This window comes from Paraburkholderia pallida (assembly GCF_004524855.1).
In the GTDB taxonomy this organism is placed as follows: Bacteria; Pseudomonadota; Gammaproteobacteria; order Burkholderiales; family Burkholderiaceae; genus Paraburkholderia; species Paraburkholderia oxyphila.
Map to the genome: position 1 here is coordinate 650168 of NZ_CP038152.1, position 25471 is coordinate 675638.

A 25471-nucleotide genomic window follows, 5' to 3' on the forward strand; every position below is an offset into this window, starting at 1 on the left:
CGGCGGGTTTGCCACCAGTGACGCACTGTACCGCGCGACGCGGAGCGCTTGCAGGACAATGGAAAGCGACGTGAGGTTTCATGCACTTCTATATCGAGCCCTTCAGTCCCGGAAGTACGTCAGCCGCAGCTGACGTTCTTTTGCAGGCAAACGACACACTCCGGCGTGCACGATCTATGCTGGATCTATTCCAGACAGGCACCTGGCTATTACTGTGCCCATGCAGCAGATTTGATGCCGTTGACGGGACGCCCCGTCTTCCGATCCACGCAATACAAAGGAGACACCATGACAATCCGAGTTGGACGATGGCTCAGCAGAAACGGTGGCGGGCTCGAAATCCTTTCCATCGGGCCGGGTGCCCATTTCACCGGGCGCTATCAGACCAAAGTGGGAAAACCCGACCCCAACGCATGGTTCGAAACGCACGGCATGACCGACGGCTCGCTCATCGGGTTCACCGTGCTCTGGAAGAATCAGTCGGAGCAGCATGCCTCGCTGACGACCTTTGCCGGTCGCTATCTGGCCGCGGGCGATCAGGATGGCCTCGGCGACGCATCGAGGGAACGGATCGAGGCCCAATGGGTGCTTGCCCGCCTCTATGAAGACGATGATCCCGGCAAGCCACACGCGATGTGGGAGACCTTTATCTCCAACTCCACCGTCTGGTACTGGACGCCCTGACTGATTATCGCAGCGCGAGTCCGGCGTGTACCAGCAATTGGCGGAAGACTGCCAATCGCACCGTACCGGTCTCCCCCAGTCTTTGACAAACATCCACGTGCGTGGTCATGTCGGTGTGGCCGCGCAACGCGTCTCTGCACTCGCGCTCCGAGGTCTCCAGGTGGACACCCGTCAGGATCGCACGGCCCTTGCCCACCCTTGAACTCACAATAGCGGGCGGGGCGCCTTCGATACCCGTGTAGACGGCCAGAATCTGCACATTGGGGCTCGGTGCATGGCCGAAATCGAAGCGACAGCCGCCATGGTAGTACGTGTAAAGCGACATCGGGGCATCGGTCAGTCGATCTGTCGTCCGAATTTCCACCGCAGCGGCGCTTCGCGGCGTGCCGTCGTAGGTGACGCCCCCCGTGAGTTCGGGTAACGAGCCGACCGCGAGCGCGTCCACGAAGCTCAGCTCGCGTGTGCCACAGATCGCGCCATCGGTCCCGGCGTGGAATGCGAGCTCCCTGCACGCGTAGTACGCACCCGCGCAAATGCCCAGGTAGGCACCACCTTCTTCAACGAACTTTCGGATGCGCCCATTGGGACCGCCATTCAAAGCTGTGCAGTAGGGCAGGTCGGCACCACCCGGCATGACAAACAGCGCCGCGTCATCGAAGAGCTCGGCGTCATGCTTGATGTCATCGGCCATGACCGCGCGGATCTCGTATGCTCCGGGGCGAAGCTGCTGTCCGATCGTTCTCATCAGGCGCGAGGTCCCGTCGGAGGTTCCGGCATCGATATAGGTCAGGATCTGAGGCTTTGGCATGCTGATTCGTGGCGGTCCAGTGCATATCTCGTTCATGGTCTTGATCCACTGAACGAATTGTGGTCTGGTTTCGTGATTACACCAAGTTTGTTTGCAATGTCAGCTTCCAGGTTTCAGCAGGTCCGAATATTCCATATGACAACACAATCCCTTCGTCCCGCCAGCCGCCAATTGAAGACGTTGCCCGAGCAGATCGCCGGGCGCATCTTCACGTCCATCGCGAGCGGTGAGTGCGCCCCGGACGAACGCATCGGGAAACTGCCATGCCAGAATTGACCGTCGCTGATGCGCTTCGGCTCGCGATCAATACGCTGCGGGACGTCGCTGAATCGCGCAAGATGCCCTCCGGCGTCGAGCTGGACGATGTAACCGCTGGGCTGCACGCGGCCGCCGCTGACGTACTGGATGAATCGCTCGATCAGCTGCGCGGGCACGAATAGGAAAACTGTCATGAAGCGACTCGAATACAGGCTTTGCAGGGATCAGCACGGTGCGCCGCTCGTCACGCTCGACTCTCCGATGGGAAACGGACAAGACATCTATCCGGACCGTCTGAGGGCATTGGCGAAAGCATTACTGGAAGTCGCAGATCAAGCGGAACTAACGAAGCTCGGCCGACATGAGCAATGGAAGTCGGGCTTGATCGAGTTCGAATAGGAAAACGGGGATGGCGATGACCATTGCACGGTTGTTGACACGGGGCAAGATCACGTCGGAATTCAAGAAGAGCCCCAGACGCAGCCTGAGAATGTGAAAACGACCCAGACCCATGAGGTCTGGGTGAAACGAGCGGGGACGGAGCCCCGTCGTGGAGGTATTCATACAAAAACTGGCTCACTCCGGGCTTGATCGCGGGAACGGGCCAGTCACTCGAGCAGGAGACGCACGATTGCGGCGCCCCTTTGGGAAATTTGCTAGTCCGGCGGGTTACTGGCCGAAGTAGACCGGCTTCATGCCGTCGTAGGCGGGGCGCGCAACAGGGCTGCCCGAGGCACTCGAGCCGTTCGCGACGCCGCCGACGGCGCTGTTTTGTGCGGCAACCTTGGCTTCCGCAGCAAGAATGTCGTCGGGGTAGTGCGGATCGTTTCCGCGCGCGGGGCTGTAGCCGGCCTTTTCAAGCTGCACCAGTTCGGCGCGAACCTGCGCACGGGTTACTGGCGCATTCGACTGCGCGAACGAGGCAACCGGGACAAGGATGGCAACAGCAACGGCGACGGCGTGGATAAGGGACTTCATGATGACAACCTCCATGGTGTTTTGGCTTTCGATGCGGTGGATTCGCTGCAACCGATGAGCCAAGTCTAGGAGTTTCATGCTCTAGGGTTAACCATGATTTCACGAAAAGACCCTTTCCCACGGCAGGAGGATCTGGGGCACTCGGCAAGTCCAGGCTGGTGGTTCAATTCCTGGCCAATCATGACAAAATGTCCCGAAATACCCTACAAAACGGGACTTTTTGTCAGAATCGCCCTGCAATCGGCTAACGACCCACGCCCTAGCGCGCTTTGGCCGGACCCAGGTGATCGGGCTACGACCGCCGTACCATCGGTCGATGGATCAGCGGCGCGTCGGCCTTGCCGCGGTGCGGAACGACACTGCTATCCGCTGCCCGTCAGGCATGCCGCAGCGGACGGGGCGCGCCCCGCCATCCGGATGTTGCCGTCTCAGGGTTGCAGCACGTGCTGGGCGGAGAGCGGGCGGGTTATGGACAGCAGGTTATTTCGACGCTGGCCGGTAGGCTGACAGCCGAATACGGGCGCGGCTGGAGTGCCCAACAGTTGCGTCATTGCCTTCGGGCGGCAGAGATTTTTCCTGAGAGGCAATTTTCTCCGCAGCGCGGAGAGAATTGGGCTGGACGCAGTTGAAGACGCTGATGTACATCGGCGACCCACTCAAGCGCGACATGTACATTGAACTCTGCCGGCTTGAACGCTGGTCGTCGCGTCAGCTCTAGGAGCGAATCCAGTCGACGCTGTTTGAACGCAGCGCGCTCTCGCGCAAACCTGCAGAAGTGATCCAGCAGGAGCTTTCTCAACTAAGGGAAGCGCAGCAGGTGACGCCCGCCCTCGTGCTCAAGGACCGCTACCTCCTCGATTTCCTCGGGCTGAACGACCGCTATCTCGAACGGGACCTCGAGTACGCGATCCTTCGGGAACTGGAGCAGTTCCTGCTCGAACTGGGTGCGGGCTTCATCTTCGTGGCCCGACAGAAGCGCCTGCTGATCGATGATGACGACTTTTATCCGGACCTGCTGTTCTATAACCGAAAGCTGAGACGCCTCGTCGCAATCGCACTGAAGCTCGGCGCGTTCAAGGCCGAGTACAAAAGCCAGATGGAGCTCTATCTGCGCTGGTTGGCCAGGCATGAGCAGGAGCCGGACGAGCAACCGCCTATCGGTATCATCCTGTGCGCCGGCAAGATGCAGGAGCAGATCGAATTGCTGGAGCTGGGCAAAAGCGGCATCCATGTCGCGGAGTATCTGACCGTGCTGCCGCCGCGTGAGACGCTCGAGGCCAAGATGCACCAATCCATCGAAGTGGCACGACCGAGGTTACGCGATGAGCGGAACAAGCAGTCAATCCAACGAACAGCCGTGGGGCGCACTTCAACGCACACACCAGCGCAGTGGTGAGATGTCAGCTGCTGGATGACATGGGCTGCGACGATGAGCAGGATAATCATGTCTCGCTGGCGCTGAACGCCTCCCGTGATGAGCGGCACGCAAAGTTCTATGAATACATCCACAGGCAAACGGCGTCGACAAATGGCAGCTCTCTCCGTTGTCGAATGAGTCTTCACGACCCAGAGCCGCCGTTCGAGCTATCAGGGGTTCAACGTCGGGTAGCAGAGTGGTCCGGTCATCGGAGCCGCTCTTTCTCCAACAGCACGGCGCATACCTGTTCGCGGGCGTCCAACATACAGGCCGTCGAGGTCGGAAGCAAGCGCGAGCCGAACATGTGTACTGGCCCATGAATCAAGGCCTCAGCGCATTCATACCTGCGTGCGCGGGCATTGGCACGGCCCTTGCGAAAAGCCGAGCGAGCATTTGCTGTGCTCATCCAGATCTCACGACCTTTCGTACTCGTATAGCCCGGAGAAACATCATGAAGAGCATTCTCGTCATCGCGGACATTCCGCGCGATCCGCTCGCGCAAAGCGACGAAGCCACGCTCACACGCGCACAAATGCAGCGGATCGTCGGCGCACGTAATGTCGTCGTCACGGTCGATGGTGGTCCCCCCACGGCGACCATCAACGATTTCGACATCAACAACGCTATCTGGGAAGGACGGATCTCGGGTCCGATGATCAACTGAAACGCATTCTGCTTTCACCACTGATGTCCCTACGCGTACAAGCGAGATGGGACATCGGCGTTCATGCTGCCGCGCGCTGCCTCGAAGCGCGCCCGAGAATGCGACGTTGTTGAAGGCAAGACAGGCCGATGGTCACCAATTCACGACGCAAACCGCTTGGTCCGTTTAGCCTCAATGCGCGCGACGGGTAAGAAAATATGCGTGCGCCGATATGGCACGAACGACAGCAAATGCTCCTGCATCTGCCTCACCATCAGTCATTCTCGAATGACCGCAATGGCTGATGGGACTAAACCGTTCGCGCGGTATGGGGCTCTGTCCGGCCTCTGGCGGCGAATGAGAGGTGAGTGGCGCCGGTGCTTATTTTGGTGACTGAGGCAATCCGCCTCGTTCTCCAGCAGGAGCCCCATCATGACCTCCTCCGATCCGGGCGTCAGCCCGCTGCGCCAGGCCGTATGGCTGCGAGCTTGACATCCGCGTATCCAGTGAGGTGCGGGCAACTGCGCGCGATAAGCCCTCAGGCGCGCGAACAACTGCCTCGCGGTTAAGATATGCGCGAAGCGCCGGGCGTATGGCGAACTCGCGTGGCGTTGAGACGCGAGTCAGCGCTCCGTCCAGTGGGAAATTCCAGACATCGTCGAGCGTGTACGGTCGCCCGCGAAGAATCACCGTGATCGCGGTAGTCGGAGGTCGCGCGAGCGGTGGTTTGAAGCGGCTTAGAAGGTGTTATGCACTTTTGTTAAGGGCTGTAAAGTGGACGAGCATAAGCACGGAGAACACGACGAAATGCAGACCAGCCAAGGTTTCGGGCAATCGCTCGTAGTCTCTGGCCAGTCGGCGGAAGCGGTTGAGCCAGCCGAAGCTGCGCTCCACCACCCAGCGACGCGGCAACAATACAAAGCCCTTTTTCGCCTCCGGCAACCTGACCACCTGAAGCTCGATGCCTTCATCGCGCGCGGCCTCTGCAGGCTCTTCGCCGGTGTAGCCCTGGTCAGCGAACGCGATTCTCACTGTCCGCCCCGTGGCCTGCTGGACCTGTCGCGCCAGCTCTCCGACCTGTGCACGCTCCTGTTCGTTGGCCGGTGTCACGTGCACCGCAAGCAGTTGCCCCAACGTATCCACCGCCATGTGCACCTTGCTGCCTTTCTTGCGCTTGTACCCGTCATAGCCTGCGCGTGGACCGCTCTCACACGTCGACTGCAGTGTGCGGCCATCGAGGATGACTGCACTGGGTTGACCCCGGCGATCCTGCGCCACCCGGATAATCGAACGCAGGTCATTTACCATGGCCTCGAAACAGCCTGCCTGAATCCAGCGCTGCGTCTGCTGGTAGACCGTCTCCCATGGTGGAAAGTCATTGGGCAGCAGACGCCACGGTGCACCCGCGCGGACAATCCAGCGCAAGGCGTTGAACATCTCGCGCAATTCGTAGCGACGCTGAGGCGCGTCCGGGTTCATCAATGTCAGGTACGGAGCGGCGAAGTACCACTCTTCATCCGATACATCCGTTGGGTAGGGCCTGCGTTTCTTCATCCCGCCAGGGTACCAGGTCTGGCCGAAAGTTCATAACACCTTCTAAGTGTGATGGAGAGCGTGAAAAGTGAATCCCAACAAGATTGATTTAAACCTGTTGATCGTCTTTGATGCCCTGCTGCGCACACGGAGTACGACGCTCGCGGCACAAGAATTACATCTCACCCAATCCGCAATCAGTAACGCGCTTAAGCGCCTGCGTTTCCTCTTCGAAGACCCGTTGTTCGTGAAGGGCGGGCGCGGAATGGTGCCGACGGCATTTGCACTCGAAGTGGCGCAGCCTGTTCGCGGTGGACTCGACTTGATCCGTTCGGCCGTCACGGCGCGCGCCAGTTTCGATCCCGCAACTTCGGATCGGGGCTTCCGGATCTACATGAACGAGCTTGGACAGACGGTTCTGATGCCGCGCCTGCTCGCAGCAATCGCCGACGACGCACCCGGGATCACGCTGACAAGCGTCGAGCTGGCGCCTAATGAAGCCTCGGCGGCGATGGAAGCCGGCGAAATTGATTTCGCGTTTGGTCATATCAGTGACCTCAAGACAGGTTTTCACCGGCAAATACTGTTCGAAGAGCGCTACGTGGCGCTGGTGCGGAAGTCGCATAGCCGTATTCGAGAGCAACTTACATTGCGTGACTTCTTCGACGCGAAACATGTTGCGTACCACCCGGCGTGGATAGCGATGTCGACATTCGAGGATACGGTCGATCGCTTGTTTGAGGAGCACGGCGAATGCCGCAAGGTGGCGTTACGCCTTGCCTATTCTTTGGGGCTCGCCGGTCTGCTGGAGGCAGCGGACGTATTGGTATGTGTGCCGAGTCTGCTTGCCGGGGTGCTTGCCCAAACCGGGAGCTTACATATCTTTCAGTTGCCGTTCGATTCCCCGGTCTTTCGTGTTTCCCTTGTCTGGCACGAACGCAATCAGGTCGATGCAGGGCACCAGTGGCTGCGGGAGAGGATTCAAGAGCTGTTCATCAGTGAATCTACTTAAGTAGGTTCACCGGTATTTATGGCGTAAATGAAGGGGATTTACACAAAGCGTTAGATTCAGCCCAGATCATTGCTTATATTTCCGCGAACACCCGCCGTTTGAACGGTGAGCAAGGAAGCACAGGAGACAGCAGTGATCAGTTCAACACTTCGGCGTCGGAGGGGAAACCCCGCGCGCGTGACGTATCGTTCCAACGGAGCGAACTCCATTGTTCAAAGCGCGGGTCCCACGCAAGGCGGGGCGCAATGAACGAAGACAAAATCGCGCATTACGGCCTCGAACTCTACAAGGCGCTGCGACGTGCCGTGCCGGTCGAGCCTCTGACTGAGCGGGAACCGTCGCTCAGTATCGAAGACGCTTACCGCATCCAATTGCACATGCTCGAATTGCGCACGACGCGGGACGGCGAGCGCGTCATCGGCAAGAAGATCGGAGTGACGAGCCAGGCGGTCATGGACATGCTCAACGTGCGACAACCGGATTTCGGTTGCCTGACGTCGGCGATGTCGTTTGCCGACGGCGCTAGGATCGACATTCGCACCTTAATCGCGCCCAAAGCCGAAGGCGAAATCGCCTTTGTGCTGAAGCATGACCTCCTTGGTCCGGGCGTCAGCGCGCAAGACGTCATGGCCGCGACCGAAGTCGTGCTGCCGTGCTTCGAAATTGTGGACTCCCGTATCCGGAATTGGCAGATCCGCATTGAGGATACGGTCGCCGATAACGCGTCCTCGGGCGTCTTCGTGCTCGGTAATAAGGCAGTCGATCCGCGTGACATCGATCTGGCCAGTGTCAGTATGAAACTAGTCAAGAACGGTGAGACCGTCGTGACTGGCGTCGGGGCTGCGGCCCTTGGGCATCCAGCGAATTCGGTTGCGTGGCTTGCAAACACCCTTGGGGCACTCGGTATGCCACTTAAGGCCGGCGAAGTCATTCTTTCAGGAGCGCTTGGCGCCATGGTTCCGGTGCAAGCGGATGACATGCTCCAGATGTCGCTTGAAGGTATCGGTGACGTAACCGTCTCGTTCGGCCCCCCCTGATTTCTACATGAAATATCGACGGAAATGAATCAGTTAATTACATCGCAATCCTCAGTAAATGGTGAAAAAAAGCTGAAGGGCGCAGTCATTGGGTCGGGTAATATCGGCGCCGATCTCATGGTCAAGATCCTGCGGCACGGCAAGCATCTGGAGATGGCGGCGATGGTCGGCATCGACCCGAATTCCGATGGCCTCGCGCGCGCCGCGCGTCTGGGCGTGGCGACCACGCATGAAGGTGTCGAAGGCCTCACGCGGCTGCCCATGTTTGAAGAAATAGATTTCGTGTTCGACGCCACCTCGGCGGGCGCGCACGTGAAGAACGATGCGCTGCTGCGCAGGTTCAAGCCGTCGATCCGCGTGATCGATCTGACACCCGCCGCGATCGGGCCGTACTGCGTGCCGGTGGTCAATCTCGACGCGCATATCGATGCGCCGAGCGTGAACATGGTCACGTGCGGTGGCCAGGCGACGATTCCAGTCGTCGCGGCCGTGTCGCGCGTGGCGAAGGTGCACTACGCGGAAATCGTTGCGTCGATCAGCAGCAAGTCGGCGGGACCGGGCACGCGCGCGAACATAGACGAGTTCACTGAAACGACCTCGAAGGCCATCGAAGCGGTCGGCGGCGCGGCGAAGGGTAAGGCGATCATCGTGCTGAATCCGGCGGAGCCGCCCGTGCTGATGCGCGACACGGTCTATACGCTTTCCGAACTCGCGGATCGCGACAAGGTCGAGCAGTCGATCGAAGCGATGGTTGAGAAGGTGCGAGCGTATGTGCCGGGCTATCGACTGAAGCAAAAGGTCCAGTTCGACGAGATTCCAGCAAACGCACCGCTCAATATTTCGGGCCTGGGGAAATTCAGCGGCCTGAAAACCTCGGTGTTTCTCGAAGTGGAAGGTGCCGCGCACTATCTGCCAGCGTATGCAGGCAACCTCGACATCATGACTTCCGCCGCGCTCGCGACCGCCGAACGCATGGCGCAGACGCTCTTGAGCGTGCAGGGAGCCCAAAAACCGTGAGCAAGAAACTCTATATCTCCGATGTGACGCTGCGCGACGGCAGCCACGCGATCCGTCACCAGTACTCGATCCAGAACGTGCAGGACATCGCGCGTGCGCTCGACAAGGCGAAAGTCGACTCGATCGAAGTCGCGCACGGCGACGGCCTGCAAGGGTCGAGCTTCAACTACGGCTTTGGCGCGCACAGCGACCTCGAATGGATCGAAGCCGTGGCCGACGTGATCGAGCACGCGAAGATCGCGACGCTGCTGCTGCCGGGCATCGGCACGATTCACGATCTGAAGGCTGCGTACAACGCGGGTGCACGCGTGGTGCGTGTGGCGACGCACTGCACGGAAGCGGACATCTCGAAGCAGCACATCGAATACGCACGCGAACTCGACATGGACACCGTGGGCTTCCTCATGATGAGCCACATGAGCACGCCGGAGAATCTCGCGGTCGAAGCAAAGAAGATGGAACGCTACGGCGCGACGTGCATCTACGTGGTCGATTCGGGCGGTGCGCTGACGATGAGCGATGTACGGGATCGTTTCCGCGCGGTGAAGGCTGTGCTGAAGCCCGAAACGCAGACCGGCATGCACGCGCACCACAACCTGTCGCTTGGCGTGGCGAACTCGATCGTCGCGGTGGAAGAGGGCTGCGACCGCATCGATGCATCGCTCGCGGGCATGGGCGCGGGTGCGGGCAACGCGCCGCTCGAAGTGTTCATCGCGGCGGCGGAGCGCATGGGCTGGAATCACGGCACCGACCTCTACACGCTGATGGATGCCGCCGACGACATCGTGCGTCCGCTGCAGGACCGTCCGGTGCGCGTGGACCGCGAGACGCTCGCGCTCGGCTACGCGGGCGTGTATTCGAGCTTCCTGCGCCACTCGGAAGTGGCCGCGAAAAAGTATGGCCTGAAGACGGTGGACATCCTCGTCGAACTGGGCAAACGCCGCATGGTGGGCGGTCAAGAGGACATGATCGTCGATGTCGCTCTTGACCTGCTTCGAGCGTAACAGCAACGAGGCATTGCTGCCTCACCCGTCTCGTCATCAGTTTAGAAAGGAGACAACACGATGACTTCAGTTTCGAATCTGGGTTACCTTGTTCTTGGCGTCAGTGACCTGGACGGCTGGGAAAAATTTGCGGTCGATATCATTGGACTCCAGTCTGGACGCCGCGTTACGGGCGAGTCGCTGGCTTTGCGTATGGACGATTACGCGCAGCGAATCCTGCTGGAGAAAAGCCCGGAAGATGACCTGCTCGCCGCGGGTTGGGAGTTCGACTCGGACGAGGAGCTTGATGCCTTCGTTGAGCGAGTCCGACAATCCGGTGCCGCTGTGAGCCAGGCAGAACCTGAACTCGCGAGCCGCCGCTGCGTCCCGCGGCTGTTCACCTGCATCGATCCCGACGGCGTAAGTCACGAGTTCTATACACGCGCCGCGCGAGCGGCGGGTACCGATCCGTTCCGTTCAAAAGTGTTGCGAGGTCGCTTCAACACCGGCCGTCTAGGTGTCGGCCACTATGTTGCGGTCCCGAAATCGGTCGAACTGGCGAATGCGTTCTGCAAAGACGTCCTTGGCCTGAAGGTGAGCGACCATGCACGCGGCGAGATGGCTCCGGGGGTCGTCCTTGAGATCGCGTTCTTGCACGCCAGGACGGGGCGCCATCATTCCGTGGCGATTGCAAAGGTCCCGTTTCCATTCAAGAAGCGCGTCCACCACATCCTTGTCGAAGCGACCGATTTCAATGATGTGGGTCTCGCGTACGACCGCTGCGCGAAGGCGGGTATTCCGATGGCGATGGAGCTGGGTCACCACCCGAACGATCAGATGTTCTCCTTCTATGTGCAAACACCTTCTGGATTCGCGCTCGAATTCGGTCATGGCGGTGTCGTGGTCGACGACAGTACGTGGGACGTTCGTCAATACGCGGAGCTAAGCGATTGGGGGCATCGCGCTCACCCGCCGGGAAAGAATGATTCGAATGCACATTAAAAAGCCGGTTCGCCGCGTTTTCCCAACCTGCACGATAGACAAGGAGTGAAGGATGTCCGTATTGACAGAAGCATCGACCAGCAAGTTCATAACGATCGACGAAGCGGGTCTCAAGAATTTCAGGATTCACTATAACGACGCCGGTAGCGGTCCCGTAGTCGTGATGTTGCACGGTGGTGGTCCAGGCGCGAGCGGCTGGAGCAACTATTACCGCAATATCGAAGCATTCGTCGGTGCCGGCTATCGTGTACTTCTGATTGATTGCCCGGGATTTAACAAGTCCGATGAGATAGTCTCGGACGTGCCGCGCAATGTGCTGAATGCACGCGCGACGAAGGGCGTGCTGGACGCGCTGAGTATCGACAAGGCACATCTGGTGGGCAATTCGATGGGGGGGGCGACGGCGCTCGCGTTTGCACTCGACTATCCGGACCGCGTGAATCGTATGGTGCTGATGGGCCCTGGCGCACAAGGCCCAAGTATCGTTCAGCCGCAACCGAGCGAAGGCATCAAGCGCATGATCAAGCTCTACGCGCACCCGACGTATCAGAATTTCGAGGAGATGCTCGACGTGTTTGTCTACGACCCGGCAGGAATTACAGAGGAACTGCGCCGCGGCCGCTGGAAAAACATTGAGTCGAATCTCAACCACCTGAAGAACTTCGCGGAAAGCGCCAGGCTTAGCCCGTTCACGAGTTGGGATCTCTCCGCACGCTTTTCCCAGATTCCGCATAAGACTCTGATTACCTGGGGGCGTGACGACCGGTTCGTCCCGCTCGATACCGGCCTGCGCATGATCAACACGCTACAGGATGCCCGTCTGCATGTGTTCTCGAAGTGCGGTCATTGGGCGCAATGGGAATACGCTGAGGAGTTCAACAGGCTCGTTTTGTCATTCCTGGAGAGCTGATCGCAGCGAGTTGTCTGCTTGCCTCGGCCGAACAGACGCATGCTATATGCACCGAAATCTAACGCAGTCGCATCAATCGATAAATTTAGTATAACTATATTTGGAGACACTTGGATGAAGTCAGCGAGAAGGGTGGGATGGACTATTGCAGCCGCGACGATGGCCTTATCAGGCGCTGCTCACGCGCAAGGGTCGGTGACGTTGTACGGCATCGTCGATGCAGGTTTTCAGATAACCAGCAAAACGGCGGGGCCCAACGGCACCAATGCCGGACGCACGTTTGCTCTGACTGATGGGGGTGCAGGTCCGTCTGTTTTTGGCCTGCAAGGAAGGGAAGACCTCGGCGGGGGACTGCAAGCGATTTTCGCGCTGGAGAGCGGCATCGATGTTGCCAATGGTGGTTTCAACAACTCAAATGGCAATCTTTTTGGTCGTCAGGCTTGGGTCGGTCTGACCGGATCATTCGGCACGATCAAGCTAGGTGAACAGTTTTCTCCGTTTTTCCTTTCCGTGTTTGCTTCGGACCCACGAACCTTCTCGTCGTTCGGTAGCGGCATCGTGTTGTATGGCAATAACGTGTTCCTGACTGGCGCCGTGAATGCAAACGCCATTTCGTACTCTTCGCCGACGATCGCTGGATTCCAGGGGAGTGCGCTGTTTGCACCGGGTGGCATCGCCGGCGATTTTCAGGCCGGTCGCCAGTGGGCCGCGAGCATTCAGTATGACTACGGTCCACTGACCATCAACGCCGCGATCTATGACGGTAACGCGGGGGGCCAGGCGACGCCCGTTCCCACCGGTGTCGAATTCCTGGGCCGCACGCTCGGTGTCTCCTACCGGTTCAGTCCGCTAACGCTGAAGGCGTCTTTCACCAGCTACAAAGTAGCGGGATCGTTTAACGACGACGTGTTTGGCGGAGGCTTTGACTACGCTGCGCTCCCATCACTCGACCTGAATGGTGGGGTGTGGTACACGACCGATCGTAATAACAGTAACAACCATTCTCTGATGGGAGCGGCGGGTGTCAATTATCTGTTATCCAAACGAACGACACTCTACACTCAGATCGAGGTGGTCAACAATCATGGGGCGATGAATACGGGATTTTCAGTATCCATGCCACAACTGCTTTTCGGTGTCCCGGGAACGGCCGTTGGTGCCAACGTGGGCATTCGCCACACGTTCTAGATAACCCAATCAGTACGCGAGGCGTGCAGGCGCCTATCCCGGTCCAATGCCGAATCTAGTCGATCTAGTTAAGGAATGTTCGCAATGAGTTCTCAATCCAACGCTGTCGAAACCGAAGTGCTGATCATCGGCGCCGGCCCCGCTGGCTCGTCCGCGGCCGCGCTGCTGGCGACGTACGGCATTTCGAACATCATGATCAACAAGTATGGCGGGGTATCCAATTCGCCACGGGCGCACATCACCAATCAGCGCGCAGTCGAAGTTCTGCGCGACCTCGGACTGGAGAAGTCGCTGCTTGAGAGCGCGACGCCCCAGCGCCTGATGGGCGAACACGTTTATGGCACCAGCCTCGCCGGTCGTGAGTTGGGGCGCTTGCGTACGTGGTATACCCATCCGCATTTTCAGGCGGAGCATGACTTGGCCAGTCCGTGCTCGGTTTGCGATATGCCGCAGGACCGTATGGAGCCGATTCTGGTCAACGCGGCGGCTAGCCGTGGCTCGACGGTTCGGTTCAACACGGAGTTTGTTCGATTCGCACAAGACGCAGACGGCGTGACGACCCGCGTGCGCGACCGCGTGTCAGGTCACGAATACGACATTCGCAGCAAATATCTGATTGGCGCTGATGGCGGCAATTCGATGGTCGCAAAGCAACTCGAACTGCCGCTCGAAGGTCAAACGGGCCTCGGTGGTTCGATTAACATCGTGTTTGATGCCGACCTGACACAGTATTGTGCCCACCGACCCGGTGATATGTACTGGTTCATTCAGCCCGGCGTCGGCATGAATGGCTTTGGTATTGGCGTGCTGCGCATGGTTCGTCCGTGGACCCGATGGATGGCTGTATGGGGTTACGACGTCAATGGGCCGAAGCCGGAACTGACGGAAGAAGAGGGCGTCCGTATAGCCCATCAAATCATCGGGGACAAAAGCATCGTGGTGAAGGTGGAGTCGATGTCGCTGTGGACCACGAACGACATCCATGCAACGAACAATATGAACGGCCGCGTCTTCTGCGCGGGCGATGCGGTACACCGCCATCCACCAATGAATGGGCTCGGATCCAATACGTCGATTCAGGACAGCTACAACCTTTGCTGGAAACTGGCGACGGTGCTTCGTGGGCATGCTTCGCCGTCATTGCTCGAAACGTACCGTGACGAGCGCGTCCCGGTTGGTAAGCAAATCGTCAAGCGAGCCAACAAGAGTATGCATTTGATGCCGCCGCTATTCGGGGCGCTCAAGCTGCCGCAAAGCCCGGATGTGGATACGATGAACAAGGTAATGGACGATCTGGGTGCGCCGACCGAAGAAGCGGCGCAGCGTCGCCGTGACTTCGACGCTGCGCTGCAGAATACGGTGATGTGTTTCAACACGCACGGTGTCGAACTGAACCAAAGCTACACGTCGGCGGCGATTGTCGACGATGGCACCCCGAAGCGGGACGCGCCGCGCGACGAGGAAATCTATTACTGGTCGACCACGCAGCCCGGTCGCCATCTCCCGCACGTTTGGCTGATCAAGGACCAGCGTCGCGTTTCCACGTTCGATCTTTGCGGCAGGGGGGAGTTCACGCTGCTGACCGGCATTTGCGGTGATCGTGCGTGGCGTGAGGCGGCTGGCCGTGTGACTGAAGAGTTGGGTGTGCCGGTGCGTGTTCACACCATTGGGCGCGGTTGCGAGTACGAAGACAGCTACAACGACTATCGGACCATGTGCGAAGTCGAAGAAGACGGTGTCCTTCTGGTTCGCCCGGACCATATGGTTGCATGGCGCGCGAACGATGCATCGGGCGATCCGTCTACGCAACTTCGCAACGTGTTTGCGCAGATTCTCGGCCGGCATTAAGCGCGCCGGCGTTTGCTTGCTCCCGCGACAGATCGCGGGAGCTCACCCTGGTACCCGAACCACCCGCTTTTTTCGATTGTCGAGGCTTGATCGTCGAACTAGTCTGCACATGCAGATTGCGGCTGCTCGCGACGCCCGGCACCGGTCATGGCGGCAGTCAGGTACGTACGAACGACGGAGTTGGCCTGGAGGCGACTGACTTGATCCGCCTGTGAAGGTCCGTTTTCTGGGGAAAAGCCGGCCTTCGAATGTCCACACGAAAGAGCGGGTCAGCGGCCGTAGATGGCCGATAGCACCAGTTCGATGAAGCTGCCGGCGTGAGGCCGTTAGAACTCTCAAGGCAGCTTTCCGGCGGCATCTGAGAACGCGTACTGCACGGGATGCTGCGTGCGGTCGGAATGAGCTCTCCGCCATGTTTCAGAACCTGGACACTATCGAGGGCGCCAGACGGTAGCATAACTAACGTTACGACCCACCCGGATCCGTTCCAAATGCCCCGCCGAGTGAAGCACAGTTGAGTCGCCGCACACCGGATCGTCTGCCGGGCGCGCGTGAATCCGGATCAGCGGCCGCTCTTCAGTTGCGCCCACAGCCGGTTCTCGAGCCGCATGATATCCGCGGGCGGCGGCAACTGCAGCGTGAGCGCGTTCAGGCGCTCCGGGCCCGGGTAAATGGCCGGGTTCTGGAGAATCTCCGGCTTGATCAGCGGCCGTGCGAGCGCGTTGGCGTTCGGGTAGAACACCTGATTCGTGATTGCCGCGCTCACCTTCGGCTGCAGGACGTAGTTGATCCACTGCATCGCCGCACCCACGTGTGGTGCGTCCTTCGGCACCGCCATCAGGTCGAACCAGAGCAGGCCGTCGCCCGGAGGGATCGCATAGCGGAGCTCGTAAGCTCGATGCGCTTCTGCGGCGCGTGCTTTCGCGATCGCGACATCGCCCGACCACGCGAGCGCGAGGCAGATGTCATTGTTTGCGAGGTCGTTGATATAGCCCGACGAATTGAACTGCGTGATGTACGGGCGGATGTTCCGATAGAGCTGATAGACAGCTTGATAGTCGGCGGGATTCGTACTGTTCAGATTCTTGTGCAGATAGATCAGCCCAACGCCGAACGCATCCTCCGGCGAATCGAGCACTGACACCCCGCAGCTCTTGAGCTTGGCCACGTACTGCGGATTGAACAGGAGATCCCATCGGTCGAGCGGCGCATCCTGGCCGAGGATCTCCTGGATCTTCGTTGCGTTGTAACCGAGACCGTCGGTGCCCCACGACCATGGCACGACGTACTGGTTGCCAGGGTCGACTGTCGCGACCATCTTCATCAGCACGGGGTCGAGATTCGCCAGGTTCGGAATCTTGCTCTTGTCGAGCTTCGCGTACACGCCGGCCTGGATCTGCTTGCTCGCGTAGCCCGAAGAAGGCACGACGATGTCGTAGCCGGACGAGCCGGCCAGCAGCTTCGCCTGCAGTGTCTCGTCGCCGTCGTAGACGTCGTAGCGCGTGTGGATGCCGGTTTGCTTCTCGAAGCCGGACACGGTGTCCTCGGCAATATTGTCGGACCAGTTGTACACGTTCAGCTCTTCGCCGCGGGCATGAGGGGCGGCTGTCACGAGCGTGATCAGGGCGGCCGCGAGGCTGGCGGCCAGCGGGGTGGCGAGTCGGTGAGGGGTCATGGCAGTTTCTCGATTGGTGATGACGGTTCGGACAAGCGGGGAAGCGCCCGGACGCTTATGCTCGCCGTGCGTCAGGGCGCCAGCCAACGCGTTCGAGCGCGTGGAGCAGCCGCTCCGCTCCGAGTGCGCTGACGTGCGTGCCCTGGCCTTCGGCGTCAGTTGCGGCGAGGAGCGCGTTGAGGATCGCCTCCTCGACCGCTTCGGCGGCGGCGACGAACAGCGGCGTCATGTAATCGGGGTTGACGCTCTGCACGGTGGACAGCGGCGCGCTCTGGCGGCCGTAGTCGGCGACCGGCAAGCCGCGGTTGCCGGTCGAGAACGCGACGAAAATATCGCCGCTCGCGTACTCGGTGCCGCCCCCAACGCGCGCGAGCCCGACCCCGGCGCGATGCGCGATCTGCGTGCACTGATGCGGCAGCAGCGGCGCGTCGGTCGCGAGCGCTACGACGATCGACCCCATGCCCGGCACGCCGGCCTCGCGCTTGCGGAACGGGGACGGCACGTCGCGCAGGACTTCGCCGACCGGATAGCCTCCGACGCGCAGCTCCTCGCGCACGCCGTAGTTCGCCTGGACGAGCGCGCCGAGCGTCCAGCCGCCGCCGTCGCCAGCGAGGCGCCTCGATGCCGTGCCAATGCCGCCCTTGAATTCGTGGCAGATCATGCCGGTGCCGCCGCCCACGCAGCCTTCGGCGACCGGACCGCCCTGGGCCGCGGCTAGCGCGTCGTGAACGTGCGCCGCGCTGACGTGTTGCCCCCAGATGTCGTTGAGCAGGCCGTCGAAAGTCTCGAGCACGACTGGCATGCACCAGTACTGGTGCGAGCCCGCCGAGGCGCGCTCGGCCTCTACGAGCGCGTCGCGCACCACGCCGACACTGTGGGTGTTGGTGAACGCAATGGGCGTGGTCAGCAGTCCGGATTCGCGGATCCATTCGAGCCCGGTCGCATCGCCGTTACCATTGAGCACGTGGTAGCCGGCGAAGCACGGGGCGAGCCGCGCCATGCCGGCGCGCGGCTCAATGACGGTCACGCCGGTCTGGATCGACACTTTGTCATTCTTTTCGACCACGGTACGATGGCCGACGCGCACGCCCTCCACGTCGGTGATGCTGTTCAGCGGGCCGGGTGTTCCGCGCCCGATCCGCACGCCGATGTCTCTGATTCGCATACCTGTTCCTCCGGACGCCCTGTGGGCGCCTTGTCATTGAGTGCGACGGTTGAACGTCGAGGTACGGCGATGGTAGGGGGCGAGGGGCTGAACGAACATCAGGCCGGAGGGCTAGGCACACCGGCGCGGAACTACACCTTTGGGTTTAGGAGAGTTTATGAAGCTAGACGTTGCGGACGTGGCGTTCCACCAGCGGCTCGGACGCCTGATTGAACGTCTCGACAATCGCCAGTTCTGGAATGCGCTGATCGACCTGTTACGCGGCGCGGTGCAGTTCGATAACTGGGTGTCGATGGTCTTCAGCCCGACGCTGAAGCCGCGCCTGATTGCGGCAAGCCCGTCCGACGCGGCGTGCGACACCCTGTTTGAGGGCTACCTGAACAACGTGTATCTGCTCGATCCGTACTATCAGTTCAGCCTCGGACAGATCAGTCCCGGCGTGTATCGGCTCGACGAGGTCGCGCCCGATCAGTTTCGCGAGACCGAGTACTTTCGGCGCTATTTCTCGGTGAACGTGCTGGAGGACGAGGTGCAGTTTCTCGCTCCCCTGCCAGGAGGGGAAACCGTTTCGCTGTCGCTCGGCAGCCGTCGGCACATCAGTGCCGCGGACGTAGGCACGCTGTACCTGTACGGCACGTGGATCCTGCCGCTGATGCGGCGCGCCGTGCGGCCGACGGACGGCCAGCCGGACAGGAACGATCGCGTGGCCGCCGAAGTCGAGTGGCGCGCGCGCTTCGAGCACGCGCTGCACGAACGCGCGAGTACGCGCCTGACGGCCAGGGAGGTCGAAGTCTCGCTGATGATCCTCGCCGGCCATTCCACCAAGAACATTGCGCGGCTGCTCGGCATCTCGCCCGCAACGGCAAAGGTTCATCGCGGCAATCTGTACCGGAAACTCGATATCTCGTCGCAGGCGGCATTGTTCGGCCTTTTCGTGGAGAACGTGCGGCAGGCGCCATGATCCGTCGCACACGACCGACTCGCGACGCCGGAGGCCGTTCAGCGAGCGGGGAAACTTGCCAATTGAACGGCTGCAGCACTCCGCAACCTGACGTTTCGCGTGCTGTTAGCTGCGCGCATTGTGCGAAGCACTTTCAAGGTCTGCTTGCATCGTTCGACGTGATCGACCATCGTGCAACGGATGCCGTGCATCGACAGGCGAGAAGACGGGTGTGGTATTCCTGTCGTCTGTTTGATGCGCATCCTGCGCAACGTCACGCTATACAGAACTTACTTTGGATCAAGGAAAAATAAAAGTAAGATTCCCGCTATCAGAAGAATGCACGAGATGGCAGCTACTTTTTTTCCAACAGTCCCTGCGACGGCACGTGATTTAAAAAACGCAGCGTATAGAAGGAAAAAGCAAACTAGTATTGAAACTGTCATGACAATAGATACATAGTTCGCGTTATACGTTTGAATTAACAAATAAATTGCGGTTGCCTGCTCCGTGGAAAAAACAAGGCTTACAATACACAACGCCACGAACCTCAGGGTCTCGTTCTTGTAGGGGTCGCTGCCAGGGAAGAAAACCTCGAAAAAACTTGTCGTCTCTTCCAGGCCCGACAGCAAGGCTTGTTCGGCCGGGGTATCCCCATATTTCTCGACTGCCTCTACAACGAGCCTCCGTGCGTCAAAAAATGATGTCAATAGATGACCAAATTTCATGAAATAGAATAAGACAATCGGAAGCAATATTAAGGCGACGGGTTTCCTTTCAAACGTATCCTGGTCCACAAAGTGCTTGACAAGAAACTCCGGAAGATTGCCTACATCGAAGACAATTGCTAGACCGGCAGCCGCCAGAACAAGATGAATCGTCCAGTTCCGCTCCAAAGCTACCGCAAGCTTTTCTGCCTGTGCAAAACTGAGTTCCAGGAGGCGCTCGAAGTCCTCGTTCATGCGACTCTCCGGTGAATGGTGAAAATGTCAAAAATGAAACTTCTTGAAGAATAGCCAAGGTTGAAGCGCGCGTTGCAGGAATCGTGATTAGATTTCCGAAGCGACCTTGCACGTGAAGCGGTTCACTGGTCGGCGCTAGCTGAATGGCGGCGGATTTGGGGCAAGCCCAGTGACAGAAGTAAAGCTCCATGGCGCTTTCAAGCCGCTTCCATGATCATGCGGTAACAGACGTATCTGACCAGAATGCCGTCACAAGAGGGTCTTCAATAGCCCATCGGACGACTGAAACGGAATCCAACGTCCAAGGAGAGCAAGCCCACGATTGCTCAGGCAGTCATACATGATGGCAAGACAGGACGTTTGCCGGCGACTTCCGCACAAACGGCGAGACCTGGCATCCCGCGTGGCGCTCGCCTATAGTCATTTGTCACGTCCGTCACTTCCGTCACTTCCGTCACTTCCGTCACTTCCGTCACTTCGCCGGGCCGCCGGCCACGGTGATCGCGGTATTGCACCCGTCGGTGCCAGGGAGGCCCGCATGCACTATGTCGGCAATAATCACGTCGCGTTTGATACCCAATCCCTCGGCTTTCCGAGCATCAAGGGCTGCCAGGCCGTTTGCTTCCAGGTGAGCGGCGGCCTCTACGGCTTCCACGACTACAAGGGCGCCGGCGGCGCCGGCGTGGACGGCGCCAAAGCCCAGGCCTTCGCCGCCTGGGCTGAACAGCACGGCACCGCTGACATCACGGCCGGCGTCGCGCTTTACGGCGTCATCAACCAGGAGCACCAGTACACGCACGACGCGAATGGCGAGCAGGACTGGAAAGCCATGCTGCTCGGCGTCGCGCGCGAACTAGGGTTCGACGGGCCCGTCTACGGCGTGCGCGTGACTTCGCACGTCGGCAAGGACGACTCGCTCTACGTGCGCTTCGACCGCGTGCAGGACGCGATGCGGATCTCGTACAAACGCTGGAGCAAGATGGAGCGCGACACCACGGCCGATCCGCTCAATCCCGATCAGCAGGCCCTGTTGCGGCCCGCGAAGTCGAGTGAGGTGGACCCCAGGTCGATCACGCGCGATACGCGTCCGTACATGGCGCAGTCGCTGAAGGACTACGAGTACGACGACGTGTATCCGGTCCGGCGCAAGGACCCGGGCAAGGCCGAGAACCTCAACATCGTCGCATCGAAGAAGATCACACGGTTTCGCTGAGCGAACGAAGGCCGGCGCGCCGGAGCTCGGCGGTGCAATGGCCCGGCGGCTCAGTGGGTCGCATTGAGCACCTGCTGCGCGGACGCGTCGAGCAGGTGGCTCAGGACGCTAGCACAACTGCCACGATGAGGCGCAGGACGTGCCGTTGCCGCCTCTCTATAGCCCGACGCCGTATTGCGGTTGCAGATGCCTACCTATCGCTCCTCTTGCCGCCGACGCCGACCTTCCCGCGCCCGACCTTGAGATGAGGCACACAGGGGCGCAGCCTTTTTCTGGAGCCGGCCGTCTACGTAACGTGCTCCGCAGGGTAGCGGGTTGTTCTGTGCGGCGTGGCCTGATAGGCGGGATGGCCCGAATCGATGCGCTTGATAGCTGACATAACTGGAACCTCCTCAGAGGATTCTATGCCGAAGCGGCACGGCGGTTATGTCGCCTTCTTGAATGTGCTGTAGTCAAATCCGCGACCAAGCGGCCAGCAAACCGGACGTGCGCCTGGCGATCGGCCGGGTTTCGGGGACATGTTCGATTGCGCTCCTGGCCCAGGAGGTTCGATCTCCTCTCCTTGGTAGCATGAACGTGACGTGGATTGTTGAGAGACAAAGGTCCGCTATCTGATTGGACCTGACGTTGGAGCGTCCGCTTGGGCGCACTGATGAACGCCCACTTATGGCCGGCAGCCGCCTGATGCGGACAGCCTGGGGCCAAGCCGTGCGACGAACATGCTATCGCGCGGAGGCGGCGCCAACTGGTTTTGCGGTTCCAGCTCGGAGCCTGAGGAGGCTGTGCTAACCTTGGTCGACGCTAACACCAGCAAAGCCGCGCTCGAGGATGAACGATATATTCGCGTTTTCTCAGGATTTCGAGCCGTTCCCCGAAGACCTGCCGAGAAAGGAGTGGCAGACAAAGTCGCTCGATTGCGCCATGGCCGATTATTGGGTGGCAAGTGATGGACGTGTCGCGCGCCGACAATTTCTGAACGACGATTACTTTGCCAGCGACACAGCCTCCTTCACGGCTTATTTGTTCCACTTCCGAAAAGGCGTGAGATTCGACCTGAAAGTCGTTGTCGCTCACGGGCGCATTCTGGAACTTCGGCGAGAGCGCGAACCTGAAGCGGGGGAAGCGGTGGCTGAGTGGACTATCCCCGTACCTGGTCCCGACGCTGAACGTCACGATTGATGCGAGCCGGTTCGCAGACGACTAGCTAAAAAACAGCCATCGCGGCATTCCACGGCCCCATGGATAGAAACGCGCAGATGCCTATACTGAAATGCGTCTGGACAGTGGCCGCTACGATTTTGGAGGCAATGACCCCGTCAAAAAACCTGGCCCAGGGGGACGCTGCGGACCCGCTTGTGGTGGCGCCCAGTGCGACCCCGTTTAGGAATGTGACCCCATCCGAGTCCCCCGTCCGGCGTGCCCAACCATCGCGAGGTTCGATCATGCCCAGACTGCACAGCAAGCCGACAGGTCTGCCTGTCGTCAACGATAGGGCCGCAGCCATCGACATTGGATCCCGGTTCCATGTCGTTGCAGTGCCACCAGACCTGTGCGACGAGCCGGTACAGACTTTCCGTGCCTTCACCGCCGACCTTCAACGTATGGCCGATTGGCTCGTGTCGCTGGGGATCAAAACCGTGGCGATGGAATCGACCGGCGTCTACTGGATTCCGGCCTACGAAATACTCGAGGCCCGGGGTCTCGAGGTAATCGTGGCCAACGCACGCGAATCCCGCGCCGTGCCAGGTCGCAAGAGCGACGTCAACGACGCGCAGTGGCTGCAGCGGCTCCATGCCTGCGGCCTGTTGCGCCCAAGCTTCAGACCCAACGGTGACATTGCCGCCCTGCGGGCCTATCTGCGGCTTCGGGAGCGACATCTGGACTACGCGGCTGCACACATCCAGCATATGCAGAAGGCGCTGACCTTCATGAACCTTCAACTGCACCATGTCGTCACCGACGTGACGGGAGCCACAGGGATGCGCATCATCCGCGCCATCGTGGCCGGCGAGCGTGATCCCGGCGTGCTGGCTGCAATGCGTGACCGCAACTGCAAGTCCAGCGTCGAGACGATCCGGGCCGCCCTGGTGGGAAACTACCTGCCCGAACACACCTTCGCGCTGCAACAGGCCCTGGCACTGTATGACTTCTATCAGGCCCGCGTCGACGAATGCGATGCACAGATCGAGCGCACGCTGGCCATGCTTACTGCCGACAAGCCTCTCCCGCGAGAGCCATTGGCGAAGGCGCGCAACCGGGCCCAACAGCCCAACGCGCTGAGCTTCGACGTGCGTAGTCTCATGTACCAGCTCGCTGGCGTCGATCTCACCCAGATCCACGGAATCGGCCCCTACCTGGCTGTGCGTCTCGTCGCCGAATGCGGCACCGATCTCGGCCGATGGCCGACTGCCAAGCACTTTACCTCCTGGCTGACCCTGTCGCCAGGGTGCAAGGTGAGCGGCGGCAAAGTCCTGTCGTCACATACGCGCAAGACAACCAATCGGGTGGCCGCCCTGCTGCGCCTGGCTGCCGTCACGGTGGGCAAGACCAGCACGGCGCTGGGCGCGTTCTATCGTCGGCTGGCCGCGCGTATTGGCAAGGCCAAGGCCGTCACCGCCACGGCGCGCAAGATCGCCGTGCTGTTCTACAACGCCATGCGCTTCGGCATGCAATACGTCGACCCCGGAGCCGACCACTACGAACAGCGCTACAAGGAGCGCGTCATCAAGCAGTTGCACAGGCGGGCAGCTGAGTTCGGCCTCTGCCTCCAACCCACCGGGGGCGTTTCTTAGGAATCGTACCTATTCCGCGCAAGTGGAGCCTATCCAATGGCCGCGCTGTGCAATTGCGTCCACCGCGGTGCATCGCTCTGGCGTTGACTTCTGTTCAAACGCATCCCGCGTCGGCTGGCGCTTTGCCCCGAAATGTACCACCGCTCCGATGTTCTGTACGATTTTGCCCGTCGCTGCGGCGAACTGCGTGCGCGCATCGCATCGCGGTCGGCGCGCTTTCGCAAACGAGCTCTACCTTTACCAACGCGATGGGCACGATTGGCACGTGAAGGTCCGGTCAACAGGGCGGAGCCGACTGTCGAATGTCACACCAGGCGCCAGGAGGAACGGCGCTTCCTGGCCGTACTCGGGCTGATTGCGCTTGGGGCGAGGCGTACCGCGATGTTCGCCCGCACCGCCGACTTCGAGTTTCCCAGCCGACTTCGGTCAGGGCTTCGCATTGTCCGGTGTGGTGCTCCTGGCCGCAGCGAAGCGGCTTTGCACAGCGACGAGTTGGTCGTCAGTGGTCGCTACCAGCCACAAACGTGCTTGCTCCACGATGTGGCGGTTGTGGTCCTTCAACGGGCCCATAGCAGTGGCAGCCTTCCAGGCCACCGGGCCAATTCGGCTTTTCCTGCCCGAGGGCGCGCCCACCAGCAGGCAGTATGGTCCAAGAGGAAGCGATACGAACGGAAGGGCCGGACTAGCGCGCACGCGCCAGTCGATGAAGGGCGCCTCGCTGATGAGCAGCGGCATGGGCAAACCGTAAAGCACACTGAAATCGTACAGCGCCAGTTGCTCCCGCACACGCGCATAGATGCGCCGGATATCATCGACAACCGCCGCGCGGATTTCATCCTCGAACATGGGCTCCTGCGCGTAGCGTGTGAAGGCCTCCTGGGCGTCCATCTGATATGCGCTGATCAGGCCGAGCTCCACGCAGTCCGCCACTGCGCGCTGGACCTCCACCACAGAGCCGGCTTCTTCCGGCTTGCCCAACTGCGCGGCCCGCAAAAACCGGCCAAGTCCCGCCTCCTGGATCGCAGGACCATCCACAGACGCATCCTTCTCACCATCCTTGTCGAGCGGCACGTAAATGTATTCTTCGTCTGCGAAGTGCAACTTCTTGCCTTCGTCAAACTTGATTTCGCCATCGATGCAGTCCAAATAGCGAGTACCGATTCGGCCATGCTCCCAAACCCAATTCTTCAGGAACGGACGTAGCGGATGCAGCCTGTCGTGATTAGCCATTGAATTCTCCAAGTGCCCCAGTATAGTTTCAAGTGGTTGCTTGGCCGAACCCTGTCCGATGCCGAATTTCTGTAGTCGACCCTGAGAGGACTTTCGACCGAATGCTCTCGCGCTTCCAACTCGTGGCCTTACCATTCGGCCGTCCTTTCGTGTTGGGTGCCCGGGCTGGCCGATCA

Annotated in this window: 23 protein-coding genes and 1 pseudogene; 17 read left to right on the plus strand and 7 right to left on the minus strand. The window is 60.1% G+C overall.

The window, feature by feature from the left end:
* Nucleotides 1-288 precede the first annotated feature (288 nt).
* A complete protein-coding gene (locus E1956_RS45840) occupies nucleotides 289-684 on the plus strand; it encodes an avidin/streptavidin family protein (protein ID WP_167338331.1) in 396 nt (131 codons plus the stop codon).
* 4 nt (nucleotides 685-688) lie between these two features.
* On the opposite strand, the gene E1956_RS45845 is transcribed toward E1956_RS45840, so the two are convergent.
* Nucleotides 689-1492: a BPL-N domain-containing protein gene (locus E1956_RS45845; protein WP_134760769.1), complete on the minus strand. Its 804-nt coding sequence runs from the start codon at nucleotides 1490-1492 to the stop codon at nucleotides 689-691.
* Nucleotides 1493-1755: 263 nt separating this feature from the next.
* Between E1956_RS45845 and E1956_RS46635 the strand changes: the two genes are divergently transcribed.
* Both E1956_RS46635 and E1956_RS45850 read left to right on the plus strand, forming a co-directional pair.
* Nucleotides 1756-1932 carry a hypothetical protein gene (locus E1956_RS46635; RefSeq protein WP_167760371.1) on the plus strand — a complete coding sequence of 59 codons (177 nt, stop codon included), beginning with the start codon at nucleotides 1756-1758 and terminating at the stop codon, nucleotides 1930-1932.
* A 10-nt stretch (nucleotides 1933-1942) separates the two neighbouring features.
* Nucleotides 1943-2149 carry a hypothetical protein gene (locus E1956_RS45850; protein WP_134760770.1) on the plus strand — a complete coding sequence of 69 codons (207 nt, stop codon included), beginning with the start codon at nucleotides 1943-1945 and terminating at the stop codon, nucleotides 2147-2149.
* A 270-nt stretch (nucleotides 2150-2419) separates the two neighbouring features.
* Here E1956_RS45850 and E1956_RS45855 read toward each other — a convergent pair whose 3' ends face one another.
* Entirely contained in the window at nucleotides 2420-2728 is a 309-nt protein-coding gene (locus E1956_RS45855) for a DUF4148 domain-containing protein (protein ID WP_134760922.1), read from the minus strand.
* A gap of 443 nt (nucleotides 2729-3171) precedes the next feature.
* Here E1956_RS45855 and E1956_RS45860 point away from each other — a divergent pair.
* Both E1956_RS45860 and E1956_RS45865 read left to right on the plus strand, forming a co-directional pair.
* Nucleotides 3172-4124 (plus strand): annotated as a pseudogene (locus tag E1956_RS45860) (PDDEXK nuclease domain-containing protein); the annotation flags it as partial.
* Nucleotides 4125-4596: 472 nt separating this feature from the next.
* On the plus strand, nucleotides 4597-4809 hold the full coding sequence (locus tag E1956_RS45865; protein WP_134760772.1) for a hypothetical protein: 213 nt from the start codon (nucleotides 4597-4599) through the stop codon (nucleotides 4807-4809).
* Nucleotides 4810-5535: 726 nt separating this feature from the next.
* Here E1956_RS45865 and E1956_RS45870 read toward each other — a convergent pair.
* The gene (locus tag E1956_RS45870; RefSeq protein WP_134752154.1) at nucleotides 5536-6342 is read right to left on the minus strand and encodes an IS5 family transposase; all 807 of its coding nucleotides are present in this window, start codon (nucleotides 6340-6342) and stop codon (nucleotides 5536-5538) included.
* 67 nt (nucleotides 6343-6409) lie between these two features.
* Between E1956_RS45870 and E1956_RS45875 the strand changes: the two genes are divergently transcribed.
* The 8 genes from E1956_RS45875 (at nucleotide 6410) to E1956_RS45910 (ending at nucleotide 15318) form a co-directional block, all read left to right on the plus strand.
* Nucleotides 6410-7333 carry a LysR family transcriptional regulator gene (locus E1956_RS45875; RefSeq protein WP_134760774.1) on the plus strand — a complete coding sequence of 308 codons (924 nt, stop codon included), beginning with the start codon at nucleotides 6410-6412 and terminating at the stop codon, nucleotides 7331-7333.
* 245 nt (nucleotides 7334-7578) lie between these two features.
* Complete coding sequence (locus E1956_RS45880; RefSeq protein WP_134760776.1) at nucleotides 7579-8370, plus strand: fumarylacetoacetate hydrolase family protein; 792 nt, start codon at nucleotides 7579-7581, stop codon at nucleotides 8368-8370.
* Between the two features lie 24 nt (nucleotides 8371-8394).
* Nucleotides 8395-9387, plus strand: a complete 993-nt coding sequence (locus E1956_RS45885; protein ID WP_134760778.1) for an acetaldehyde dehydrogenase (acetylating) — start codon at nucleotides 8395-8397, stop codon at nucleotides 9385-9387.
* Nucleotides 9384-10391, plus strand: coding sequence for a 4-hydroxy-2-oxovalerate aldolase (gene dmpG / locus E1956_RS45890; protein ID WP_134760780.1), 1008 nt, complete (start codon nucleotides 9384-9386; stop codon nucleotides 10389-10391). The genes E1956_RS45885 and dmpG overlap by 4 nt, the downstream gene beginning before the upstream one ends.
* Nucleotides 10392-10451: 60 nt before the next feature.
* Nucleotides 10452-11372: a VOC family protein gene (locus E1956_RS45895; RefSeq protein ID WP_134760782.1), complete on the plus strand. Its 921-nt coding sequence runs from the start codon at nucleotides 10452-10454 to the stop codon at nucleotides 11370-11372.
* Between the two features lie 52 nt (nucleotides 11373-11424).
* Entirely contained in the window at nucleotides 11425-12282 is an 858-nt protein-coding gene (gene bphD, locus E1956_RS45900; protein WP_134760784.1) for a 2-hydroxy-6-oxo-6-phenylhexa-2,4-dienoate hydrolase, read from the plus strand.
* 114 nt (nucleotides 12283-12396) lie between these two features.
* A complete protein-coding gene (locus E1956_RS45905; RefSeq protein WP_134760786.1) occupies nucleotides 12397-13470 on the plus strand; it encodes a porin in 1074 nt (357 codons plus the stop codon).
* An 84-nt stretch (nucleotides 13471-13554) separates the two neighbouring features.
* Entirely contained in the window at nucleotides 13555-15318 is a 1764-nt protein-coding gene (locus E1956_RS45910) for an FAD-dependent oxidoreductase (RefSeq protein WP_134760788.1), read from the plus strand.
* A gap of 562 nt (nucleotides 15319-15880) precedes the next feature.
* Here E1956_RS45910 and E1956_RS45915 read toward each other — a convergent pair.
* On the minus strand, nucleotides 15881-16993 hold the full coding sequence (locus E1956_RS45915) for a polyamine ABC transporter substrate-binding protein (RefSeq protein WP_134760790.1): 1113 nt from the start codon (nucleotides 16991-16993) through the stop codon (nucleotides 15881-15883).
* Between the two features lie 55 nt (nucleotides 16994-17048).
* Entirely contained in the window at nucleotides 17049-18158 is a 1110-nt protein-coding gene (locus E1956_RS45920; protein ID WP_134760792.1) for a DmpA family aminopeptidase, read from the minus strand.
* A gap of 157 nt (nucleotides 18159-18315) precedes the next feature.
* On the opposite strand from E1956_RS45920, the gene E1956_RS45925 reads away from it, so the two are divergent.
* Nucleotides 18316-19119: a helix-turn-helix domain-containing protein gene (locus E1956_RS45925; RefSeq protein ID WP_134760794.1), complete on the plus strand. Its 804-nt coding sequence runs from the start codon at nucleotides 18316-18318 to the stop codon at nucleotides 19117-19119.
* A 269-nt stretch (nucleotides 19120-19388) separates the two neighbouring features.
* Here the strand turns inward: E1956_RS45925 and E1956_RS45930 are convergent, their stop codons facing one another.
* Nucleotides 19389-20060, minus strand: a complete 672-nt coding sequence (locus E1956_RS45930; protein ID WP_134760796.1) for a hypothetical protein — start codon at nucleotides 20058-20060, stop codon at nucleotides 19389-19391.
* A gap of 538 nt (nucleotides 20061-20598) precedes the next feature.
* Between E1956_RS45930 and E1956_RS45935 the strand changes: the two genes are divergently transcribed.
* The 3 genes from E1956_RS45935 (at nucleotide 20599) to E1956_RS45950 (ending at nucleotide 24065) form a co-directional block, all read left to right on the plus strand.
* Nucleotides 20599-21273, plus strand: a complete 675-nt coding sequence (locus tag E1956_RS45935) for a hypothetical protein (RefSeq protein WP_134760798.1) — start codon at nucleotides 20599-20601, stop codon at nucleotides 21271-21273.
* An 828-nt stretch (nucleotides 21274-22101) separates the two neighbouring features.
* Complete coding sequence (locus tag E1956_RS45945; protein ID WP_134760800.1) at nucleotides 22102-22452, plus strand: hypothetical protein; 351 nt, start codon at nucleotides 22102-22104, stop codon at nucleotides 22450-22452.
* Nucleotides 22453-22715: 263 nt separating this feature from the next.
* Nucleotides 22716-24065, plus strand: a complete 1350-nt coding sequence (locus tag E1956_RS45950) for an IS110 family RNA-guided transposase (RefSeq protein ID WP_134760802.1) — start codon at nucleotides 22716-22718, stop codon at nucleotides 24063-24065.
* A 426-nt stretch (nucleotides 24066-24491) separates the two neighbouring features.
* Here E1956_RS45950 and E1956_RS45955 read toward each other — a convergent pair whose 3' ends face one another.
* A complete protein-coding gene (locus E1956_RS45955; RefSeq protein WP_134760804.1) occupies nucleotides 24492-25295 on the minus strand; it encodes a hypothetical protein in 804 nt (267 codons plus the stop codon).
* Nucleotides 25296-25471 lie beyond the last annotated feature (176 nt).

Excerpts from the sequence above, each read along its gene's own strand:
- E1956_RS45840 (WP_167338331.1), top strand. The coding sequence starts at position 289 with ATGACAATCCGAGTTGGACGATGGCTCAGCAGAAACGGTGGCGGGCTC.
- E1956_RS45845 (WP_134760769.1), bottom strand. The coding sequence starts at position 1,492 with ATGCCAAAGCCTCAGATCCTGACCTATATCGATGCCGGAACCTCCGAC.
- E1956_RS46635 (WP_167760371.1), top strand. The coding sequence starts at position 1,756 with ATGCCAGAATTGACCGTCGCTGATGCGCTTCGGCTCGCGATCAATACG.
- E1956_RS45850 (WP_134760770.1), top strand. The coding sequence starts at position 1,943 with ATGAAGCGACTCGAATACAGGCTTTGCAGGGATCAGCACGGTGCGCCG.
- E1956_RS45855 (WP_134760922.1), bottom strand. The coding sequence starts at position 2,728 with ATGAAGTCCCTTATCCACGCCGTCGCCGTTGCTGTTGCCATCCTTGTC.
- E1956_RS45865 (WP_134760772.1), top strand. The coding sequence starts at position 4,597 with ATGAAGAGCATTCTCGTCATCGCGGACATTCCGCGCGATCCGCTCGCG.
- E1956_RS45870 (WP_134752154.1), bottom strand. The coding sequence starts at position 6,342 with ATGAAGAAACGCAGGCCCTACCCAACGGATGTATCGGATGAAGAGTGG.
- E1956_RS45880 (WP_134760776.1), top strand. The coding sequence starts at position 7,579 with ATGAACGAAGACAAAATCGCGCATTACGGCCTCGAACTCTACAAGGCG.
- E1956_RS45885 (WP_134760778.1), top strand. The coding sequence starts at position 8,395 with ATGAATCAGTTAATTACATCGCAATCCTCAGTAAATGGTGAAAAAAAG.
- E1956_RS45895 (WP_134760782.1), top strand. The coding sequence starts at position 10,452 with ATGACTTCAGTTTCGAATCTGGGTTACCTTGTTCTTGGCGTCAGTGAC.
- bphD (WP_134760784.1), top strand. The coding sequence starts at position 11,425 with ATGTCCGTATTGACAGAAGCATCGACCAGCAAGTTCATAACGATCGAC.
- E1956_RS45905 (WP_134760786.1), top strand. The coding sequence starts at position 12,397 with ATGAAGTCAGCGAGAAGGGTGGGATGGACTATTGCAGCCGCGACGATG.
- E1956_RS45910 (WP_134760788.1), top strand. The coding sequence starts at position 13,555 with ATGAGTTCTCAATCCAACGCTGTCGAAACCGAAGTGCTGATCATCGGC.
- E1956_RS45915 (WP_134760790.1), bottom strand. The coding sequence starts at position 16,993 with ATGACCCCTCACCGACTCGCCACCCCGCTGGCCGCCAGCCTCGCGGCC.
- E1956_RS45920 (WP_134760792.1), bottom strand. The coding sequence starts at position 18,158 with ATGCGAATCAGAGACATCGGCGTGCGGATCGGGCGCGGAACACCCGGC.
- E1956_RS45925 (WP_134760794.1), top strand. The coding sequence starts at position 18,316 with ATGAAGCTAGACGTTGCGGACGTGGCGTTCCACCAGCGGCTCGGACGC.
- E1956_RS45930 (WP_134760796.1), bottom strand. The coding sequence starts at position 20,060 with ATGAACGAGGACTTCGAGCGCCTCCTGGAACTCAGTTTTGCACAGGCA.
- E1956_RS45935 (WP_134760798.1), top strand. The coding sequence starts at position 20,599 with ATGCACTATGTCGGCAATAATCACGTCGCGTTTGATACCCAATCCCTC.
- E1956_RS45945 (WP_134760800.1), top strand. The coding sequence starts at position 22,102 with ATGAACGATATATTCGCGTTTTCTCAGGATTTCGAGCCGTTCCCCGAA.
- E1956_RS45950 (WP_134760802.1), top strand. The coding sequence starts at position 22,716 with ATGCCCAGACTGCACAGCAAGCCGACAGGTCTGCCTGTCGTCAACGAT.
- E1956_RS45955 (WP_134760804.1), bottom strand. The coding sequence starts at position 25,295 with ATGGCTAATCACGACAGGCTGCATCCGCTACGTCCGTTCCTGAAGAAT.